Genomic DNA, 20673 nt, shown 5'->3' on the forward strand with positions numbered 1-20673 from the left:
CCCAACTTTCTTTACTAAATATAAAAAATTCTTCTCTTGCTAGCCGCGCCATAACCAAATACTTGAATACAATGTCGACGTAAGTCAATATTTACCACGTATCCAGCAAACTCAGTAGCGTGATCAATTTGCCGCTTCCAATTCTTGTTGTACTTAGTAGTCAGAACATGGTTAGAACCCATCAAGGCTGAACAATTAAAGAGAATATATTGAATACCATTAATGCGGTACTGGTCTTCAGTATGGCGATGACCACAAAAATAAGCAATGATGTGGGCATTTTTTATATTTGTAAAATCAAAATCATTTGCCAAACGAAACTCGGGCGGAATTCCACGACTAGAATGCATTTGTCCTTTTTCTCTTTGATTAAAGGCAACCAGCAACTCATGCAGCGATCGACCATTATACTTTAACGCATTTGATCCCTTACGATTAATCGGATTAGCATGACTCATCAAAACGATGCGTTTATTTGATGATTGCTGTAAGATTTCAATAATTTCTTCAATCTGATCTTCTCTAACTGCTAAAGTGATTTTCGCATCATACTTTTTATGTCCTTGAAGATCTAAATGATATGGAAGATCCGAAGTATTAACGCAAATAAAGCGCACATCGTCTACATCATAATAACAGACACCATGTTGGCGAGAAATATAATGCACATCTTTTTGAGCATACATCTGCGGCCACATAATTTTTTCAAATTCATTCTCTGGAAAAGAAGCCTTTAGGTCATGGTGCTCATCATATTTATCATTTTCGTCATGATTACCCTTGATCATCATATATGGCACGTCTGTCGATTTAAAGGAATCTCGCAGCTTAATTAACTCACTTTCACCCAAAAAGCCGGTATCAGAGCCATCAATCCAATCGCCTAAATGAAGCTTTAAATCAAGTATGCCTGATTGATCAAGATAAGAAAACTCTTTGACATGCGTTAGTCCATTCCAGCCATAGAAGTCCATACTATTAGAATCTTTAAAATGAGTATCAGTTATTACGCTCACATTAACGGAATTTTTACCTTGGCGAATATGTCTTCGAGTGCGCTGCAAAAATTGATCAAGATAGTCCTCTACAATATACCGTCGGCCCGTTTTAGTATTAACAAATGCACGATAGCGTTCCAACTCAGGATTAAATTCTCGCACATACTCTGGTTCCAATTTATCTGAACTTTCTGAGCTAAGTGCTTGATGCAGAATATCATTTTCATCTTTATATACGATCAGAGTATACGGTTGACCATGAGGCGTTTGCTGCTCAGCACCAATATGATACTCGCCCACTGTCAAATAATCCTGCATTGGATCAAGTGGAATATTTTTTTTATTAAATAGCGCATGGTCTTTTATTCCGCTTAATTGATCAGCCAATCCTCTAACATATTTAAATACATTCATTTTTCGCCTCAGACTAAAGAAAAAAGCTGGGCATTATGCCGCAGCTTCAAAAACTATTTGTCATTTGCCAAAGCATAAGTTGCCAACCCAATTGACACAAGCGCATCCTTAGACAAAACTGCTTGTAATTCCTTAGCCGCAATTGCTTGAACTGCACCAATTACTTTCAAGCTATATGTAACAACGTGAAAATCAACTATATTATTATAAAAATCATCTTCATAAGGATTTTCATGATTATATGTCAAATTGATTTCATTTTGATCAATAAAACCGTCAACATGATTTGTTAAAATACGATCATGCAAATCAGTCAATTGTTCAGATAAGTTAATCAAAGTCAGTTTATGATCACTTTCAGTCTCGTAATACTCTTCCTGCGTCATTTTAAGGTATTCTTTGATTGGCTTATGTAATACTTGCAGACTATCAATCGCCTGATAAACAGCCTCTGCATCAAAATCTGTCTCTTTATTTAAAATACTCTCTTGATTTGCGGCCAAATCATCGGCCAAAGTCATTATAGCTAACTTCTCCATGATATCCTCCTAAAGTTCATTCTATATTATACCAAAAAAACTACTAATGCACTTTTTGAAGGCGATTTTTTATAAAAGAATGATAAATATTAAAATTTATTATTTATTTAAATGAATAATACCTTTTTTTCGTATTTAATTGTAATAAAAATTGTGTTTTAGAAAGGGAAATTTATTATGTACCAAAATTTACGTTGCCCCTGGGGATGCAGCAATGATTCCATGATGCAACAGTATCATGATCATGAATGGGGTAAATTGAATTTAAATGAGCAATATTTATATGAAATGCTTGTACTTGAATTATTTCAATCTGGCCTCAATTGGGCTATTGTTTTGCACAAACGGGAGAATTTTCATCGTGCTTTTAAGAATTTTGTTTTAGAAGATGTTGCCCAACTGACAGAAACTGATATTGCAATGCTGATGCAAGATCAGTCAATCATTCGCAATCGCCTAAAAATTTCAGCAGCAATTCAAAATGCTAAGGCCATTTTAACTATTGAAACCCAAAATGGCAGTTTTGCTCATTACTTACAAAATTTTATTAAAACACCCATCATTCATCATCCGCAGACAGCTAGCGAAGTACCAACAACGAGTGCACTTGCGATCAAATTATCAAAACAAATGAAAAAAGACGGTTTCACTTTTGTGGGGCCAATTACTATTTATTCTTACTTACAAGGAATCGGCTTAGTTAATGATCATCTTGAAAATTGTCCATTTAAATATCATGGCTAACAAAAAATGAACCGCGCAACGCAGCGTGATTCACTCTTCTAAATTATATTTATACTAGCTTTTTACGAATCCAACCTGAGATGCCATCAATCACAATTACCATTACGATGATTCCAAGTAAAATAACTCCTACTCGATTCCATTGCCGGTACTGTAATGCAATGATTAACGGGTAACCAATACCACCCGCTCCAACTAATCCGAGGATGGACGCTGAACGAATTGAAACATCAAAGCGATAGAGCGTATTCGAAATTAGGGCAGGCATTAAATTTGGTAAAATTGAAAACATTACAACATTTGTTTTTGAACCACCAGCAGCAACTACAGCCTCATTTGGACCGTCATCCAAGTTTTCGATTGCTTCTGAAAATAATTTTGCTAACATTCCAACAGAATGAAAGCCTAAAGCTAAAACCCCCGCAGCTGATCCAGGTCCTACTGCTTTAATAAACATTAACGCCAAAACAATCTCTGGAAAAGAACGGATAATTGCCAAGACAACTTTACCTACACGCGAGACATACCATCTTTTATGTTTAGTATGTGCAGCCCAAAAGGCAAATGGTATGGAAATAATTGCCGAAATGAAAGTCCCCAGAAAAGCAATACAAATGGTTTCCCATAACTGGGAAACAAGGTCTTCACCGGTACCGTTATAGATATAAGACCAATCGGGATGGAAAATTCCAGAGAAAATCGCACCCGCAATTTGCCCAGCAGTTTCTTTAATACCACCAAAATCTATTCCAGTACATGACCAAACAATTATTCCAATTGTAATTAGTGATAATGCCCAGTGCACTATTCTTTTCTTTAAATCAACTGGTTTAGGAGGTAATTTTTTCATTGTAATATCCATTATTTCATTAACGCCTCCCGTGATTTAGATGAAACATAGTCAATTAAAACAACAACCAATATGATTACAATAATAATCGTTCCTGTTTTGGCATAATCAAAGACCTGTAGTGTTTGTTGCAAATATAACCCAATACCACCAGCTCCAATGTAACCTAACACAGTTGATGCTCTGACATTAATTTCAAAAGCATACAGACAGTATGAAATGAAATAAGTAATGACTTGTGGCAACACAGCAAAAACAATAATTTGCAATTTATTTGCGCCAACTGCTGTTAGGGCTTCAATGGGACCAGGGTCAATTGTTTCAATTGCTTCATAAAATAATTTAACAACAATTCCGAAAGTACAAATTGCTAAGGCCAATATACCTGCAACAGGACCTATTCCAACAATAGCTACAAAAACCGCACCGAGCAACAAATCAGGAACTGTTCGAATAATATTCATAATGACCCGTAAAATACCAGTTATGGCCTTATTTTTTACAATGTTACGTGCAATTAGCAGTGAATAAACAAAAGCAAGAACAGAGCCAATGACTGTTCCCAAAACCGCCATTTTAATTGTTTCTAGTAATAGTGGAATTACCGTCTCCATGTATGCCCAATTAGGGTGCAACATTTGAACAAAAATGTCAGAAAATTGATCAAAATTGGTAAAAAAAGCATTTAAACTAGTTTTGGTAACACCAGTTGAAACAAACAAGCCACCAATAAAGATAATGAACCAAACCAAATTCCAAAAATTAAATTTTTTGCGAGGTAATGTCAGCAATTTTTCTTCGTCAGCATTAGTCATCTTGGTCACCACCACTATAAATTTGCGCAAAAGTTGACTCTGGAGTTTCACTCATCTTACCATCATAGATAATCTCGCCAGCTCGGACACCAATGACTCGTTTACCAAATTCGCGGGCAAGCTCAACGCTATGCAGGTTAATTATTACTGTCATTCCATGCTTTTCATTCAGCATTTTCAAATCCTGCATCACCCGCCGTGATGTTTGGGGATCAAGAGAAGCAGTGGGCTCATCAGCCAAAATAATATCTGGATTTTGTGTTAATACACGAGCAATCGCAACTCGTTGTTGTTGCCCACCAGACAACTCATCTGCACGTGAATAAACTTTGTCAGCTAAATCAACTTGTTGTAAGGCATCATAAGCACGTTGCTTGTCTTCTTTACTAAAGAGATTCAAGGTACTCTTCCAAGTTGGATAATAGCCTACTCGACCAGTTAACACATTACGTAAGACGCTCGAGCGCTTAACTAAGTTAAAGCTTTGGAAAATCATTCCGATGTTGCGCCGCAAAGTCCGCAGTTCTTTCCCCTTGGCTTTTGTAATCGATTCACCATTAATTAAAATATCGCCTGCACTAATATCAATTAAGCGATTAATAGAACGCAACAGTGTTGACTTACCAGCGCCAGATAATCCTACAATAACTATAAATTCACCTTGATTAATAGTTAGATTGACGTCTTTTAAACCAACAACATCTTTACCATAAACTTTTTTAACATTTTTCAACTCAATTATTGGTTTAGCTGCAGAATCTGCCATTATATACTTCCTTTATTTTTTTGTTGATTCGATGATTTTTTCATATTTACGAACAGTATTGAAGTCGCTGTCCTTAGAAGTTACATAGCCTTCATGTGTATAAATACTTTCGATAATCTTTTTACCCTTCTTAGATTTACCAATGTCTATAAACGCAGTAGCTAGCTTTTTACGAAATGACTTAGACATGCTAGGTACAACTGAAATTGTGTCATTTGGTATTGGCTTAGTGAAGTAAATTGGAACAACTTGCTGCATAATTTTTGGATTATCATCCTTAACAATTGTTCGTGCATCTTCAAAGACGAATGCAGCATCAGTATCACCATTTAAGACATTCAAGACAGCTTGGTCTTGACCGGTAACTGTTACTAGCTTACATTTCTTAGGTACATCTAAACCTTTCTCTTTTAATTCGGCAATTGGATAAACATAGCCAGCTGAAGAAGTTGGACTTTGGACTGATATTGACTTACCCTTTAAATCTTTCCATGACTTAATATTAGAGCCTTTTTTAACTACAATTTCAGAACGGTAGAAATTAACCAAATTCTTCGTTGGGCGTCCATCCGGTTGCTTTACACCATATCTTTGGGCTTGTAAAAGGACATCCGCTGCACCTTGGTTATGTGCTAACACATAACCATTTGGTGGCAAAAAGCCAACATCAACTTTCTTAGATTTCATTGCCTCAACCACTGTGTTGTAATCCGTTGACATTGAAACATGAACAGGAATACCTAACCGATCAGACAACATTTTTTCTAATGGCTTAGCCCGTGACTCCAACTTAGTTGCAGCCTGACTAGGTACAAATTGAACATTTAAAGACTTAGGTTCATCGCTACCTGCACTCTTCTTACTTGAGCCATTTGAGCAGGCAGTTGCCATTGTAGCCGCAATCAAAACAGCAACACCAGCTAATAATTTTCTAAATTTTTTCATCATGTCCTCCTAGACATAAAAAAAGACTTTAGCTAAAAACACAAATGTGAATTATACTAAGTCTTTCAATGACAACTTTAATCAAAAAACGAACAATACCTACATTTTGAAAGCAACGAAGAGACCTTCTTACAGGAAGGATAGTGAATGATGCGAATCGTTCACACTTCTGCATAGTCTACGTCTCCTTTCATTGCCTTATTATTATTCGTATCAAATAATAACAGAAATATCTTATTTAGCAAAGTAAATTTGCTGGAAACTTTTTGCTTTAAGCTGTCTAGCTTACTTTATATGCCCGTCTACTCTGGAGTAGCAATCTTATTTCTTATTAGCCGCAATGATTTTATTATATTTACGAATAATGTTGTAGTCGCTGTCTTGGGCATGAACATAACCCTCATGACTATAGACACTTTCAATAATGTGTTTTCCTTGCTCAGTCTTACTAATATCAATAAAGGCTTGGGCAAGTTTCTTCTGAAAATCTTTCGGCATATTAGGAACAACCGAAATTGTATCGTTAGGAATCGCCTTAGTGAAGTAAATTGGAATCACTTTGTCCATAATTTTTGGTTCATCGTTTTTTACAACATTTCGAGCATCTTCAAAAACGAATGCTGCATCTGTATCACCATTTAAAACGTTTAAAACACCTTGATCAGCACCTTTTACAGATACGATTTTACAACTCTTAGTGACATCAAGACCTTTTTGTTTTAATTCTGCAACAGGGAAAACATAGCCTGAATCCGAGGTAACGTCTTGAACTGAAATTGATTTTCCTTTTAAGTCTTTCCAAGTCTTAATCTTAGAGCCCTTCTTAACCAGAATTTCTCCGCGATAAAACGTAACTAATTCTTTAGTTGCTACTCCACCTGGCTGCCTAATACCATAGCGTTCTGCTTTTAAAAGCAGATTAGCTGCACCTTGCTTATGCGCCATAATATAAGCATCGGATGGTAAGAAACCAACATCAACTTTTTTGGATTTCATAGCTTCAACTAAGCCATTATAGTCAGTCGACATTGAAACATGAACAGGAATGCCTAAGCGCTTTGATAGCAACTTTTCCATTGGCTTTGCGCGTGCTTGCAACTTATTTGCACCAACACTAGGAACAAATTGCACATTAAGTGATTTAGGTTCCGAACTACTTGAAGCTGTTTTTTTGTTTGAACAAGCAGTTGCACCCACTGCCAGTAATAGTACCAAAAAAGCTAATATAAACTTTTTGATTTTAGTCATTTTATTTATGCTCCTATATAGAATTATTTTTTAAAATTAACCAACTGCCATGCTCGATTTTATACCAGTTCATTCTTGGCAGCGCCCGTAAATTTAAATACTTTTTGATCTATCACATTCTCCTTTTTAAAGACTTAAAAACACCAGCAAAATCAGATCCGTTTTAGCTTATGCGATTAACTGCTAGAAAATAAACGTACAATTTAGAAATTAATTTAAAAGCTAACTTTAAACAAAATTCAGTTTTAAAGTATTAGCAGCCTTAAGTTGTTTTACGTTTATTTTATATAAATAATATCATTATCGTTCGTCAAAAACAATCAAATAAATAATATTTTTTATATATATAAATATATATTAGCAAAAAAGCGAACAATAAGTTTTAGATAATAAAAAGGGCATACAACTTTTTGCATGTCCTTTTTATTACCTATATTTGTAAACTTTACTTAAGTGGCTTATTAGCAATATCCGTTCTGACAATTAAAACATCAGCTAACGCATGTTGATTAACATAAGACGTAACCGAACCCATCAACATTCTTTCAACCGCATTGAGACCTGTTGCACCCATGATAATCAAATTATTATGATGATCCTGAATAAAATCATAAGAAATAACTGCTTTGGGACTCCCATAGCGAATATGGTAGTCAATATCATCAAAGTTCAAGTTATCATGTGCCCATTTTTTTAGGCTCTGCATATATTTTTCAGCATCCTGTGTCATCTGATAGACCGTATCACCGGTAATTAACGTATCCTGCATTTCACCTAGAAATTGTCTGGTGTCAATTACATTTAAAATATCAATGTGAGCATTTTCTGTCATAGCAATTTTTACTGCTTTATCAAAAGATCTTTCAGCTGCTTCAGAGCCATCAACCGGAACTAAAATTTTTACTTTGTTCATACTCATGTCCTCATTCTTACTTTGCACTTAGTTTCATTCATTTTAACACAATTTTGGTAACAGTAATTTTTTTATAATTGTTTGCACGATAAATTATTGCTAGAATAAGTATTAAATGTCAGACGGTAAAAGGTGGAACAATTTATGACTGAAAATTTAAAAAAACATTTACTCCCAATCTCTAGCGGTCGAAACTTCCGTGAACTTGGCGGCTACACAACTAAGGACGGTAGAACCATTAAAATGCATAAGCTATTGCGAACAGCAAACTTAGCAACACTTAATGAAGCTGACCTTAAACTTCTACAAGAATATGGTGTTAAATATATCGTTGACTTCAGAAGTAAAGATGAAGTCGAAAACGAACCAGATCGTGTGCCTAATGAAGCAACGTACAATTTCGATCCCGTTTTTAGTGAAGACTTAACTAATGCTTCAAAAGGAATTGACGACATCATTAGCCAGAAAAATGATGACCATAAAGCCGGATTTAATCATATGTTTCTTGCTTACGATGACATGATTAAGAGTGAGGCAGCTCAAAAATCGTACCGCCAATTTTTTGATATTCTGCTTGCAAATACCGAACCAGGCAAAAGCGTGATTTTTCATTGTACTGCTGGCAAGGATCGTACGGGTGTTGCTGCAATTCTCATATTGACTGTTTTAGGTGTACCTCTTGAAACAATCAAAGAAGATTATCTCTTTACTAATATCGCTACTAAAAACTTTGTCACTGAATTTCTGCAAAAAGCTAAAGCTGAAGGCGCTAATGACGTTACTTTAAGCGTCTTGCATGACCTGCAAACCGTTTGTCCAGAATATTTTAACTACGTAATAGAAACCATAAATAAAAATTATGGTAGCGTTGATAACTACTTACATAATATAATGAAATTGACTGATGATGAAATTGATCAGTTGCAACGTAATTATCTTGAGTAAATGAAGGAGTAGAGTAATGAGTAAAACAAAAACTGTCTATTTTGGTGCCGGATGGTTTAATGATAAGCAAAACAAAGCTTATCAAGATGCAATGACCGCTTTAAAAGCCAATCCAACGATTGATCTTGAAAACAGTTACGTTCCTTTAGACCACCAATACAAAGGAATTAATGTTGCCGAACATCCAGAATATTTACATGATCGCGAATGGGCTACTGCTACCTACCGTGGTGATTTAACCGGAATTAAAGGCAGTGATATCATGATTGGGGTTTACCTTCCAGATGAAGAAGATGTTGGCTTGGGTATGGAATTAGGATATGCAATGTCTCAAGGTAAGTTCATTATCTTAGTTATTCCCGACGAAGACTTTGGTAAATCTATTAATTTAATGAGCTGGGGCGTTTGCGATAATGCAATTAAAATTAGTGAGTTAAAAGACTTTGATTTTAACAAGCCTCGCTATAATTTCTACGATGGTGGCGTTTATTAAAAAATTACCATTAGCAAAAACCGCTTCTATAACTGTGAAGCGGTTTTTTAGACCTAAAATATTCGAGAATTAGTTATATTTTCTTCAATCAAACCAGGTTTTTCGTTAGGAGTATGTTGCAACACATTAATAATCATCGTTTAGCCCCCAATAGTTCGTTAATAAATTTCACATCAGATCAACAACATTTAAGGCTTGGTACAATCCAAACCATATATGACTTGCTTTTTTAAATAAAAATAGCCTCACATATTTAATTTGTAATACGTGAGGCCGCAATATTATATTTTAAATTATGCCTTGTAACGTGATTCACCGTTTAAGTAAGTTTCACTTAACGTCATGTCCTGATTCAGCACTATGAAGTCTGCATCTTTATCTGGAGCAATAGAACCACATTTATTTAAGATATGGGCACTTTTGGCTGGCACATAAGAAGCCATCATCACAGCTTCTTCTGGAGTAGCCACATTCCAATCAACTACATTCTTCAAAGCGGTATTAAGTTGCAAAATGCTCCCAGCAAGATTGTCACCATCCTTTAACCGAGCCATGCCATCCTTAACGTAGACCGGTAATTCACCTAACATGTAATCACCATCTGGCATCATCCCGGCTTCCATACAATCCGTTATCAGACAAATATGTTCAGATCCCTTTGCCTTAACCAGTGCGCGCACCATTTCCTTATTCACATGGTGACCATCACAAATTAATTCGGCAGTTACATTATTTAACGCCATAGCTGCATTAGAAATTGAGGTGGCATGATGTGATGGATCTGGCATACCGTTAAAAGTATGTGTAAACATTGAAGCACCCGCTTCAATTCCAGCCTTAGCCTGAGTATAGTCAGCACTTGAATGTCCCAATGAAACAACAACGCCTTCTTGCACAGCAGCCCTAATAAATTCCTTACTTCCTTTTCTTTCCGGTGCAAGCGAAATTTTATTGAGTAATCCTTGAGAATCGTCCCGCCATTGGTTAAATTGGTTAATATCGGGATCAAGCAAGTATTTAGGATTTTCAGCCCCGGCATGTTCAGCTGTAAAATACGGTCCTTCAAAATGAAGGCCTTGAATCTTGGCACCAGTTTCTTCTCCTTTATGTGCTCCAAACATTTGACAAATTCTAGTTAAAGTATCAGCACCTGCCGTATAAGTTGTTGGCAGCCAACTAGTCACCCCAGATCGCAAAAATCCTTCTGCCAACCGATTGACTCCATCCCAATCACTTCTCATGACATCTTCATTCAGTGAACCATGCACATGAGTGTCAACTAAGCCAGGAGCAATCCATTTACCACCGTAATCAAGTATTTTTCCCGCTGGTTTTTCATTTTCTGAATAATAGAAGCCAAACTTACCATTATCTTGAACTTCCAAGTAACCACCATCTTCGGTTACATTTTCAAGAAAAAATTTATCTGCATGAATATAATAGGTCATCTTTTTTGCCTTTCCATTAAAAGTTAATCTGGTATTTTCTGACTTCATTTTAGCTTAATCAATTGGTCTTTACCAGTTCAATCACAAATACTACGGAAAGTTTTTGTTTTTTAGTTATAATATGTAGTAGTAGAAAGATTGAAGAAGAAAGCAAAAATCATGATACAAAATAATCAAACAAATAAACATCAATTAGGAGCATTAACTGGCGCCAGCAAATGTGAAAACTATTATGAACTGCACTTTAATACTGGTGAAGTAGCACATTTTTACATTCTGGCTGATGGTATTTTCCGCTTTTTACTTGATCCTGAACAAACTTTTAATGAAAAACGGAGTCCACTTGGCGAACTCGAACAATTTGATAATACAGCTTTCGAGAATTCACAAGTTCGTGCTACGAATGATTCGCTAATTATTCAATCAGGTAATTATCAAATTATTTTTGGACAAAAACCAGCTGTAATGAGTATTTTCGATGAAACAATTCACCGCACTCGCATGGCTCAAGCCCAGCCACTTGAATTGGCAAATAATGCAACAAGTGAACTTTTAGTTCAAAAGAAAAGCGAATTTTACTTTGGTGGTGGCCTGCAGAATGGCTATTTTAGTCATAAGGGCCACAAAATTGAAATTAGCCGTAATCAAATTACGGGGCAAGGTGGCATCCCTTTGCAAGTACCTTTTTTCTGGTCAAACGCTGGTTACGGCGAATTGCGCAATACCACTCAAACAGGAACATATGACTTTGGACAAAATGTGCAAAATTTAACTACTATTATGCATCATGACCAGATTTTCGACAGCTTTTATCTACTTGGCGAAACTCCCCAAAAAATTATTGCAAAATACTATACTTTGACAGGACAACCACTATTATTACCCAAATATGCATTAGGCTTAGGGCATATTGGCAATTTTTGCACAACTTTATGGGAACCAAGCAAAGCCAAGGATCGCAATGCTACTCGTTTTGGAAGCAATTATTATACTCGTACCAATACAGATGCAAATGCGGCTGGCAAAGCATCTCTTAATGGAGAAGAAGATTACCAGTTTTCTGCGCGCGGCTTAATTGATCGTTACCAAATGGCTAACTTTCATTTAAACTGGTTAGTTCCCAACTATGAAGCACCAATGCCTAATCACCAAGCGCTAGACTTCTTTAATGACTATGCACTTAGACAAGATGTTCATCCCGGATTCTGGCATAAAGAACCTCTTGCACTACCAGAAAAAACGACTTTTACTTTCACTAATCACGTCGAACTAATAAACTCAGATAATGAACAATTGGCAACTCATTTAAAACGCAAACGTCCACTAATTTTGAGTGATAATGGCTTTATGGGAATGCAAAAAAAAGCTGCTTTAATTTTTGCTGGAATAGGCGGTAATTGGGAAAATATTGCCACACAGGTTGCAGGAATGCTCGGGGCAAATCTTTCGGGCCAGCCGTTAGTTGGAGCTGCCGTTGATGGTGCGCAAGGTGGAGGCAATGCTCAAATATATGTTCGTGACTTCGAATGGAAGACCTTTACTCCCCTACTATTTAACTTGGATGATCAAGGAAATTTTAGCAAAATTCCATTCACTTATAATAAAAAAATAACTGAAATTAATCAGTCATATCTAAAGCTACATGCTAAATTAAAGAATTATTTATATACTTTAAACGCACAAGCACAGTTTGGGTTTGCTATTATGCGCCCCTTATTCTTAGCTTTTCCTGAACAACGATCTAACTATACCGATCAGTTTGATAGCGAATTCATGCTCGGCGATAATTTCTTAATTGCCCCAGTAACTAATGGCCGCGAAGATGATCGTGGCAATACTCGCAAGGATAATCTTTACTTGCCAGGCCCTCGCACCATATGGATTGATTTTTTTACTGGCCAAAAATATGCTGGCGGACGAGTTTACAATAATCTCTCATATCCATTATGGCATTTACCAGTTTTTGTTCGCGGCGGTAGCATTCTGGATTTAGGACAACGTGATTTTGTTATCTATCCTCAGGGAAGTAGCGAAACAACAATTTATGCAGATTCTGATCTAACGGACTTTAAACATAATCATTGTGAAACCCATATTCAAAGTACCTATAATGACGAAAAGCTGATTGTGACACTTGACCCTATTAAAGGTAACTACCCCGGATTCAATAGCAATCAAGAAACCAAGTTAACAATTATGTGTGATGCTTATCCTGATCAAGTAACAGTTAAAATCAACGACCAAATAGTTCCCATACAAGAATATGGAACTATCGAAGCTTTTAACCATGCTAACGAAGGAATTTTCTATAATACCAATTATGTCTTACCGGAATTTTCTTCATATCAAAAACAAAGACAAACGGCATTACAAATTAAGTTAGCTAGTCGTGAGCTTTCTAATACTAAAATTGAAATTATTGTCCAGAATTTGATATATGGCGACCATGTTTTGGTTCATGCAATTACCAGTGGGCTCTTATCCTCGCCCAAATTACCAGCAGTTGATTCAAGTAAAATAACCGCGCACTCATTTGAATTAGCTTGGTCTCAACAAAGTAGTGTTCAAGTTGAAATTAATCATTTGATTTACGAAGGAATTACTGGTAAAAGTTTTACTTTCCATGAGCTTTCACCCAACACACGATACATTATTAGAATGCGTTATGTTTCTGGTAGTAAAGTTTCAGAATGGTCAGATCTTTTTGGTGTAATTACTAAACCAGCCGCAATTTCTTACGCTATTCATGATATTCAAACAACATGTAATTTTGAAAGCAATTCACAACATCCGTTGGCTTACTTAACTGATTTGAAATTAGCCAGTGAATGGCAAAGCAATCAATCAGTTTTAGAAGATAACCCACTACAACTAACTTTTACTTTTAAAGAAATAGAAAAATTGAGCCGAATGGTATTTGTACCTCGTAACATTGATCATGACGGCGATCCTACTGATCTTAGCCTTGCTATATCAACCGATGGTGCAAATTATACTATTTACGCTGACCATTTAAAATGGAAAGCCGATAGTAAAAATAAAGTGATTGGCTTACGAGACGTTCGGGCTAAAGCAATTCGCCTAACTATCTATCATTCATCTGGTGCAATGGTTGCTGCACGTGAAATTCTCTTTTATCGCGCTAAAAAATAATATACTAAAAAAGTCTAAGTTCTCAAATTCGAGAACTTAGACTTTTTATTTAAGAATTATTATTGCAATAAGTCGCCTAAATTAAAATAAGTCATATCAGTGAACTTTTGCTTACTATATTTTTGAGCTAATTCTGGCGTTGTAAAGTACTGATTTACTACTTTACCTGTATAATCTGCTTCAAAGACGACTTTAACGGTTTGCCCATCTATGTTTTCTTCATGCATGGTATAAGCTGTTGCCATCTTGGGAGCATGGTCATCCACTGGTCCAATCACGGTCCATTTTAATCCCCGCATCTTGCGTGTTTTTTCAATTCTCATCGCTTTTTCATAATACTTGTCGAACTTACCTGGCATTTGCCAAGGATATTTATTTGTTCCCTTAACTTTACCAACAACATAGACAACTGCGTAAAGCTTTTTTCCATTAGTCCCAGGTCTTGAAAAAGAATGCTTAGTGATCTTCATTGGTGACATATTTGAAACTTGGGTATACCATGTCCCGCGTAAACTTTGCGGTAAGGTATAGCGTTTGACAAGCCCGTATTTATTACCTTTTGCGGCCGCTTGAATAGTTTGTTCAGGGTGCACAGCAACCGTAGCTACTCCTGCTAAGGACAGCCCCAAGGCCGTAATTAAAGTAATTATTTTTGCTTTTTTCATTTGTTTTTTCCTTTTATGTAAATTATTAGACATTGCATATTATACTTCTTAATATTCAAATTAGCAAACGATTTCAACAAACTTATTTAATTAATATTTAAGTATCAAAAAAATAAAACCGCATCCATAGTAGAAACGGTTAATATCAATTAAATTTATCTTGTTTAACGATGCGATAGATTGAAATTACTAAAACTAATACTGCACATAATATCGCAACATATGCCATTGGTCCAATACTGATTGCAGCCCGTGCTTGATCATGAGCTAGTTGATTTTCCATCGCGTATTCAGTAATCCACTTGCGCATTAAATGAGGAGTTAATATAAAACTAAAAGTGGCAATAATTGATGCCGTCAAAGCAGTATTTCTCGCATAAGGTTCACGGAAAAACTGGGCTAAAACACAGAATGCTGGTGCTAGCATTAAAAGTAGTATCCACATAATAATTAATCGTCCCGCATGGCTACTCATCATTTGGGCACTATTTGTTGCATAACGGTATTTGCCCCACAATTGGCCACCGGTTAAAGTATTTAATAAACTTAAAAAATACGAACCTTGTTGCCCATAAACGCCGCCACGATTGGATAAGATACCTTGAACAATCTGCAAGCCATCGGTTGAACCCGCTGTAGAAAAATTAACGGTGACTACCTTTTTCATGTATGTTGCCAAAAACATAACAATTGAGCCACCGAATTGCAGAGCTCGCAGCATACTTAATTTTCTCTGAGCCTTTAATTTAAATTCAAGACTTAATACACGGTTGGGATGATGACTGCGCCCAATTACTAAAATGCCAATAATAACAAGGACAAGTAATACTCCTAAAAGCCACCATAGTTTAGCCATAATAAAAAAGATTCCAAGAACAACAACTGCTACGGCTAAGTATGGTCGATCGGAAAAAATTTCCCAAAAATTCAATTTAAGGTGTCGATAATTACTACGTGAAGCAGGTATTTCTGGTGAAGAAGATGTTCCAGATACTTTTTCTATCCTAGCTGTATTCTTCTGATACTGTTTACGATATTCACGCCGCGTCATGTGCGAATGCTCCATTTAAAGACACCTCTTTCTTTCAGAAATATTATCCTATCACTTTTTTTGAGCAAATTTCTTGTCTTTAGCAAATTCTTAGTAATTTTATTGTGCTAAAATAAAAAAGATAGTTTTTTTAAGAAAATCAAAAAGAAAGATGAGGACATTTTGGCACGTTCTAATACACTGCCAGCTGGCTGGCACAAAGCTTTTTATACTTTATGGTTAGGTTGTTTTATTACAGGCATGGGTTATTCAATGACGATGCCATTTATTTCATTATTTATTGCAGACCTTGGGCATTACTCTCAATTGCAGGTTAGTCTTTATTCCGGACTGGCTTTTGCAATGACTTTTATTGCCCAGGCAATAGTTTCACCTTATTGGGGAAATTTAGCTGACCGCAAGGGACGCAAATTAATGTGTATGCGAGCTTCTGGGGTAATGGCTCTAACGATTACCGCCACCGGATTTGCACCTAATGCAATTTATATCATCGTTATGCGATTCATTCAAGGTGCCTTTTCAGGTTATATCAATAATGCAACGGCACTGATTGCGGGAGAAACCCCACATCAAAAAAGTGGTTGGGTTATGAGTCAGATGATGACCGCCGGTACTGCTGGCAACTTAGTTGGCCCGCTTTTAGGTGGCCTTTTATCCAACTTTTTTGGTAATTGGCTTGGTGGAGCTTGGGGTTATCGCATTCCCTTTTTTATTACCGGTTTTTTGATGTTGCTAGTCTTCTTAAGTTCTACATTCCTGGTTAACGAAGAATTTACACCAATTTCACGTGAAGCAATGAAACCGATGAAAGAAATCATGCATACACTTCCTCACGTAAAGTTAATTGTAGCAATGTTTCTGACGACGTTATTGGTTCAAGCAGCTAATATGTCAATCGATCCAATCGTATCGCTGTATGTTAAGTCCATGATGCCTAATAGTAAAAATATTGCTTTTGTTGCTGGTGTGGTTGCTGCCACGCCAGGACTTGGAACCTTGCTTGCTGCTTCTAAGATCGGACACAAGATGGATGAAATTGGTCCACTCAAGATTTTACGCGTTGGTTTGAGCGTTGGTGCCATTCTTTTTGTACCAATGGCGCTCACGCACTCACCGTGGATATTAGCAGGACTGCGTTTTCTTCTTGGAATTGCCAGTGCAGCAATGCTTCCCGCTGCACAAACAGTCTTAACTCTAAATACGCCACCTGAGAGCTTTGGTCGCATTTTTAGCTATAATCAATCTTTTCAAGCCGTCGGTTCTGTTTTTGGCTCATTAATGGGTTCCGCAATTTCCGGTGTATTCAATTATGCAACTGTCTTTTGGACAACAGGATTGATGCTAGCGATTAACTTTATTTTGATCATTTTCTTTAGCTTAAAAAAAGAAAAGAATTAAATAGAGTCTAGGAAAAACTAAAAATAAACCAAAAGCCAATAATACTTGAGATTAACCTTCTAAATTGGATCAAATGATATGAGCCCCGAAGTTGTCCTAACTTCGGGGCTCATATCATAATTCAGTTTGGAGGTTTTTTATTTAAATATCTTTAGATAAAAAATTTCTTTTTTCTACACTCTCTTATCACTTATTAACTTCTTTTTTCATTAAAACGAGTGTAATAATCAAAACCATACCATTTACTATTAATAGTAGTCCTAAAGAATAGTTTACCCTTGAAACAGCGGATATTGTGGTAAACACAGTTGTCATCATGGGACTGATAAGTAACAAAATTGTATTTAATAGTCCAACCGTTGATGCCAAAATTTGGCGCTCAACTGATGATACCATCCACTGAGTTAGCTTGGGGCTTGCAATTCCAGCAAAAAAGCCTAATAAACTATACGCTGCTAATCCCCAAAATATCTGTTTAATAATCAATGCACTAGTAACAACTATTGCAGCAATAGTTGCTAACAAGATAATTTTATATAAAGACACTTTCTTAAAAATTTTTACACCCCAAATACTACCTAAAGATATTCCAACAGCCGCTGCGCCACCAACCAAAGCAATTGTAAAACTATAGGTACCAATTATCATTTTCTGACGATTACCGGCAACGACAATTGCTATTAAGGGCTCAATCGTACTAAGAACTCCATTTAATAAAGCAAGTACCAAAACCGTACTCAACAAGCCTGAAGCTGTTTTTACTTGCCCAAATGATTTTGTTACTACTGAGAAGAAACTACGTTTCTCTATTTCATTCTGAATAGTGCTACTTATTTGTCCTCGCTCTACGCTCCAATAAATTATCCCTGCAATAATAAATGTTGCACTGTTAACAATTGCTAGCATTGAATACGACATAAATAGTAGCATGCCAGAGCCTACAAATTGTGCTACCATTGTAATAATCTGTGAAACACCTGCAGTAAAACCCTCTGCTTCCGCAACTTGATCTTCTTTAACCAAATTAACAATTATAGGCGTCATTAATCCGGTCGAATAAATTCCTGCTGTATCAGAGAAAAAATTAATAATGATTACCATCATAACCAAATTCCAACCAGCAATGTTTAAACTAAAAAGAACACCCACTAAGAGATATAGCACACCCCTAAACGCAGCCAACCAAACTATTTTTTGAAATTTATTGCGAGTTTGATCGGCTAAATATCCACCAACACTTGCAAATAATTTAGGAACAGACTCAGAAATTGCGATTAACGACAATGCCAATGAATAATTTTTTAATTTACTGGCATAGGTCACTAATGCTAAATAAAATAAAATGTCACCCGCACTTGATAAAATACTTGCAAGTGAAAACTTGCGATACTTACTATTTTTTAAAAAGATATCCATAATTTTAGCTCCATCTTTCTTTTTATTGATATCTTTATTTTAATTAGGCTATAATTTGATGTGTAAAAATGTCATATATGAAATCTGGAGTAAACTAAATGACAATTGCTGAATTACTTAAAAGTTACCGTTTGGCAGCTGGCAAAACACAAAAAGCATGGATTGGTGATATTGTTAGTCCATCTTTTTACTCTAAAATTGAAAAAAACACGACCAGAATTTCAGCAAGTGATTTAATTGAAATTTTAAATTACAATCAAGTTAATTTAGCTGATTTTTTTAGTCAAGTAACTAATCAAGAAAAAAATGTCTCCTTAACAGTTAAAGAACTTAATGATCGAATTATTAGTGCCTATTACCATAATAATCTGAGTCAACTTAAAAAAATCAAACATGAGTTAGCCAGTACTCTTTTAGTAAAACAAGAAAAAATTGCATTAATACTTGATGCGTGCATAGCTTTAATAAGTGGCTCTGACACTCAATTCACTGAAGAAGAAAAAATGGCAAGTAAAAGTTTATTTTTCTCTACTGAAAATTTTGATCAAAATTCCTTAATAATTTTTTGCAATTTTATGTACTTTTATGATTTCGATAGTAACCTAGTGATAACTAAAAAAATTATCAAACAATTTCAAAATAGTTCGAATATAGAAATCCAGTACCTACTGTTAGCAATTTTATCCAATATGATCACTATGTGTATTGAGAACCATGTCTACCATCAGGCTAAGGAATTACTTATAATGGCACAAAAAATTCCCACACAACCAGAAACATGCTTTCTTAGAATAGCAATCTTAATTTTAGAAAATCTCATAAATTATCATGATGATCCCCAACAGATTTTTCTTGATAACTGCCAAAAAGAAATTGAACAGTTATCTATGCTAGGTATGACTGAAAGTAGTCGAGATTGGCAAAAATTTGTTGCTCAATATCATGATTAATATACTAAATATGATTGAAGCAAATAAAGAGCGGGATTTAAATCCCGCTCTTTATTAATAGTCAAATTTTACCTAATACCGAATAAACTTTACTTACGATTTTCTCTGCCTTTATTAAAGTAACGTAAGTCTCCAATAGGTCCAGTTAAACTAAATTTACCATTTTTATAAACCAATTTAGTAACTGCATCATTAGCTATTCCTACACCTTGATATTCTGGGTAATTTTGTGCTGAAAGAAACATGTTAATCGACATACCAGAACTAACAACTAAGACGTTACCGCCTCTTTTCTGTTGTTTTTTAGCAATAACTGTCAATACATCAGTCATACGTTTTTGAACTGCTTCAGAACTTTCTGCACGATATTGAGATGGCAAATTAGTATTCAACTTGTTTTGTTGGTCTAAAGCATAATAACCATCTTGCATTTTATTTTGAAACATTTTTCCAGTCTTAGTTTGGAAATCTTGAACACTGTTATAGCCAAAATATTGAGCAATTTCTGGTACATTTTGTGCTATGTCGGGACGTCCTTCATAACTCCCATAATTGCATTCACGTAAACGTGTGTCAACTTTTAAATTCACTTTCGTATTACCAGAATACTTTAATGCTCCTTGAGCAGTTTTTTCTTGTCTAGTCAAATCACCAGAATAAGCAGCGTTAAATTTAATACCTTTTAAACCTTTACCTAAATATTCTGCGCCCTTAACCCCATTGTCAGTTAGAGTAAAATCACTCCAACCCTGTGCCAAATGCATCACGTTAGCTGTTGTTTCGCCATGACGAGTTAAATAGATTGTTACCGGTCTCTCACTCTTACCTTTAGCTTGCGCTGAATTTACACCAAAAGAGAATGCACTAACAATACTTATAGATAATACTAAAATTTTTATCCATTTACGTTTCATTCTTGTTC

The 20673-nt window shown here is 35.7% G+C and carries 19 protein-coding genes; 6 read left to right on the forward strand and 13 right to left on the reverse strand.

Going from position 1 to position 20673, the window contains the following annotated elements:
* Window positions 1-14: 14 nt before the first annotated feature.
* Both F5ESL0228_RS07545 and F5ESL0228_RS07550 read right to left on the reverse strand, forming a co-directional pair.
* Window positions 15-1412 (reverse strand): metallophosphoesterase, encoded by a 1398-nt coding sequence (locus F5ESL0228_RS07545; RefSeq protein WP_122019168.1) that lies wholly within the window; start codon window positions 1410-1412, stop codon window positions 15-17.
* A gap of 53 nt (window positions 1413-1465) precedes the next feature.
* A complete protein-coding gene (locus F5ESL0228_RS07550; RefSeq protein ID WP_122019170.1) occupies window positions 1466-1951 on the reverse strand; it encodes a hypothetical protein in 486 nt (161 codons plus the stop codon).
* Window positions 1952-2128: 177 nt separating this feature from the next.
* Here F5ESL0228_RS07550 and F5ESL0228_RS07555 point away from each other — a divergent pair, with 177 nt between their 5' ends.
* Window positions 2129-2695, forward strand: a complete 567-nt coding sequence (locus F5ESL0228_RS07555; RefSeq protein WP_122019172.1) for a DNA-3-methyladenine glycosylase I — start codon at window positions 2129-2131, stop codon at window positions 2693-2695.
* A gap of 49 nt (window positions 2696-2744) precedes the next feature.
* Here the strand turns inward: F5ESL0228_RS07555 and phnE (F5ESL0228_RS07560) are convergent, their stop codons facing one another.
* From phnE (F5ESL0228_RS07560) to F5ESL0228_RS07585, 6 genes are all read right to left on the reverse strand, one after another.
* The gene (gene phnE, locus F5ESL0228_RS07560) at window positions 2745-3557 is read right to left on the reverse strand and encodes a phosphonate ABC transporter, permease protein PhnE (protein WP_122019173.1); all 813 of its coding nucleotides are present in this window, start codon (window positions 3555-3557) and stop codon (window positions 2745-2747) included.
* On the reverse strand, window positions 3557-4360 hold the full coding sequence (phnE, locus tag F5ESL0228_RS07565; RefSeq protein ID WP_122023367.1) for a phosphonate ABC transporter, permease protein PhnE: 804 nt from the start codon (window positions 4358-4360) through the stop codon (window positions 3557-3559). The genes phnE (F5ESL0228_RS07560) and phnE (F5ESL0228_RS07565) overlap by 1 nt, the downstream gene beginning before the upstream one ends.
* On the reverse strand, window positions 4353-5126 hold the full coding sequence (gene phnC, locus F5ESL0228_RS07570) for a phosphonate ABC transporter ATP-binding protein (protein WP_122019177.1): 774 nt from the start codon (window positions 5124-5126) through the stop codon (window positions 4353-4355). The genes phnE (F5ESL0228_RS07565) and phnC overlap by 8 nt, the downstream gene beginning before the upstream one ends.
* 12 nt (window positions 5127-5138) lie before the next feature.
* Window positions 5139-6071 carry a phosphate/phosphite/phosphonate ABC transporter substrate-binding protein gene (phnD, locus tag F5ESL0228_RS07575; protein ID WP_122023368.1) on the reverse strand — a complete coding sequence of 311 codons (933 nt, stop codon included), beginning with the start codon at window positions 6069-6071 and terminating at the stop codon, window positions 5139-5141.
* Between the two features lie 321 nt (window positions 6072-6392).
* Window positions 6393-7319: a phosphate/phosphite/phosphonate ABC transporter substrate-binding protein gene (locus tag F5ESL0228_RS07580; RefSeq protein WP_122019181.1), complete on the reverse strand. Its 927-nt coding sequence runs from the start codon at window positions 7317-7319 to the stop codon at window positions 6393-6395.
* Between the two features lie 445 nt (window positions 7320-7764).
* A complete protein-coding gene (locus F5ESL0228_RS07585) occupies window positions 7765-8238 on the reverse strand; it encodes a universal stress protein (protein WP_199688589.1) in 474 nt (157 codons plus the stop codon).
* Window positions 8239-8376: 138 nt separating this feature from the next.
* On the opposite strand from F5ESL0228_RS07585, the gene F5ESL0228_RS07590 reads away from it, so the two are divergent.
* Together F5ESL0228_RS07590 and F5ESL0228_RS07595 are read left to right on the forward strand one after the other, a co-directional pair.
* Window positions 8377-9177 carry a tyrosine-protein phosphatase gene (locus F5ESL0228_RS07590; RefSeq protein WP_122023369.1) on the forward strand — a complete coding sequence of 267 codons (801 nt, stop codon included), beginning with the start codon at window positions 8377-8379 and terminating at the stop codon, window positions 9175-9177.
* Between the two features lie 16 nt (window positions 9178-9193).
* Window positions 9194-9670 carry a nucleoside 2-deoxyribosyltransferase gene (locus F5ESL0228_RS07595; protein ID WP_122019189.1) on the forward strand — a complete coding sequence of 159 codons (477 nt, stop codon included), beginning with the start codon at window positions 9194-9196 and terminating at the stop codon, window positions 9668-9670.
* A 293-nt stretch (window positions 9671-9963) separates the two neighbouring features.
* Here F5ESL0228_RS07595 and nagA read toward each other — a convergent pair whose 3' ends face one another.
* Complete coding sequence (gene nagA / locus F5ESL0228_RS07600; protein ID WP_122023370.1) at window positions 9964-11118, reverse strand: N-acetylglucosamine-6-phosphate deacetylase; 1155 nt, start codon at window positions 11116-11118, stop codon at window positions 9964-9966.
* 159 nt (window positions 11119-11277) lie between these two features.
* Between nagA and F5ESL0228_RS07605 the strand changes: the two genes are divergently transcribed.
* Complete coding sequence (locus tag F5ESL0228_RS07605; RefSeq protein ID WP_122023371.1) at window positions 11278-14271, forward strand: TIM-barrel domain-containing protein; 2994 nt, start codon at window positions 11278-11280, stop codon at window positions 14269-14271.
* A gap of 59 nt (window positions 14272-14330) precedes the next feature.
* On the opposite strand, the gene F5ESL0228_RS07610 is transcribed toward F5ESL0228_RS07605, so the two are convergent.
* Together F5ESL0228_RS07610 and F5ESL0228_RS07615 are read right to left on the reverse strand one after the other, a co-directional pair.
* On the reverse strand, window positions 14331-14936 hold the full coding sequence (locus F5ESL0228_RS07610) for a hypothetical protein (RefSeq protein ID WP_122019201.1): 606 nt from the start codon (window positions 14934-14936) through the stop codon (window positions 14331-14333).
* Window positions 14937-15081: 145 nt separating this feature from the next.
* Window positions 15082-16002, reverse strand: coding sequence for a cytochrome C5 (locus F5ESL0228_RS07615; protein WP_122019203.1), 921 nt, complete (start codon window positions 16000-16002; stop codon window positions 15082-15084).
* A gap of 147 nt (window positions 16003-16149) precedes the next feature.
* Between F5ESL0228_RS07615 and F5ESL0228_RS07620 the strand changes: the two genes are divergently transcribed.
* Complete coding sequence (locus tag F5ESL0228_RS07620) at window positions 16150-17385, forward strand: MFS transporter (RefSeq protein WP_122023372.1); 1236 nt, start codon at window positions 16150-16152, stop codon at window positions 17383-17385.
* Window positions 17386-17571: 186 nt separating this feature from the next.
* On the opposite strand, the gene F5ESL0228_RS07625 is transcribed toward F5ESL0228_RS07620, so the two are convergent.
* Complete coding sequence (locus tag F5ESL0228_RS07625; RefSeq protein WP_122023373.1) at window positions 17572-18801, reverse strand: MFS transporter; 1230 nt, start codon at window positions 18799-18801, stop codon at window positions 17572-17574.
* A 98-nt stretch (window positions 18802-18899) separates the two neighbouring features.
* Between F5ESL0228_RS07625 and F5ESL0228_RS07630 the strand changes: the two genes are divergently transcribed.
* The gene (locus tag F5ESL0228_RS07630; protein ID WP_122023374.1) at window positions 18900-19751 is read left to right on the forward strand and encodes a helix-turn-helix domain-containing protein; all 852 of its coding nucleotides are present in this window, start codon (window positions 18900-18902) and stop codon (window positions 19749-19751) included.
* 89 nt (window positions 19752-19840) lie between these two features.
* Here F5ESL0228_RS07630 and F5ESL0228_RS07635 read toward each other — a convergent pair whose 3' ends face one another.
* Window positions 19841-20665: a histidine phosphatase family protein gene (locus F5ESL0228_RS07635; RefSeq protein ID WP_233553581.1), complete on the reverse strand. Its 825-nt coding sequence runs from the start codon at window positions 20663-20665 to the stop codon at window positions 19841-19843.
* Between the last annotated feature and the right edge of the window lie 8 nt (window positions 20666-20673).

This window comes from Lactobacillus sp. ESL0228 (assembly GCF_003692825.1).
Classification (GTDB): domain Bacteria; phylum Bacillota; class Bacilli; order Lactobacillales; family Lactobacillaceae; genus Lactobacillus.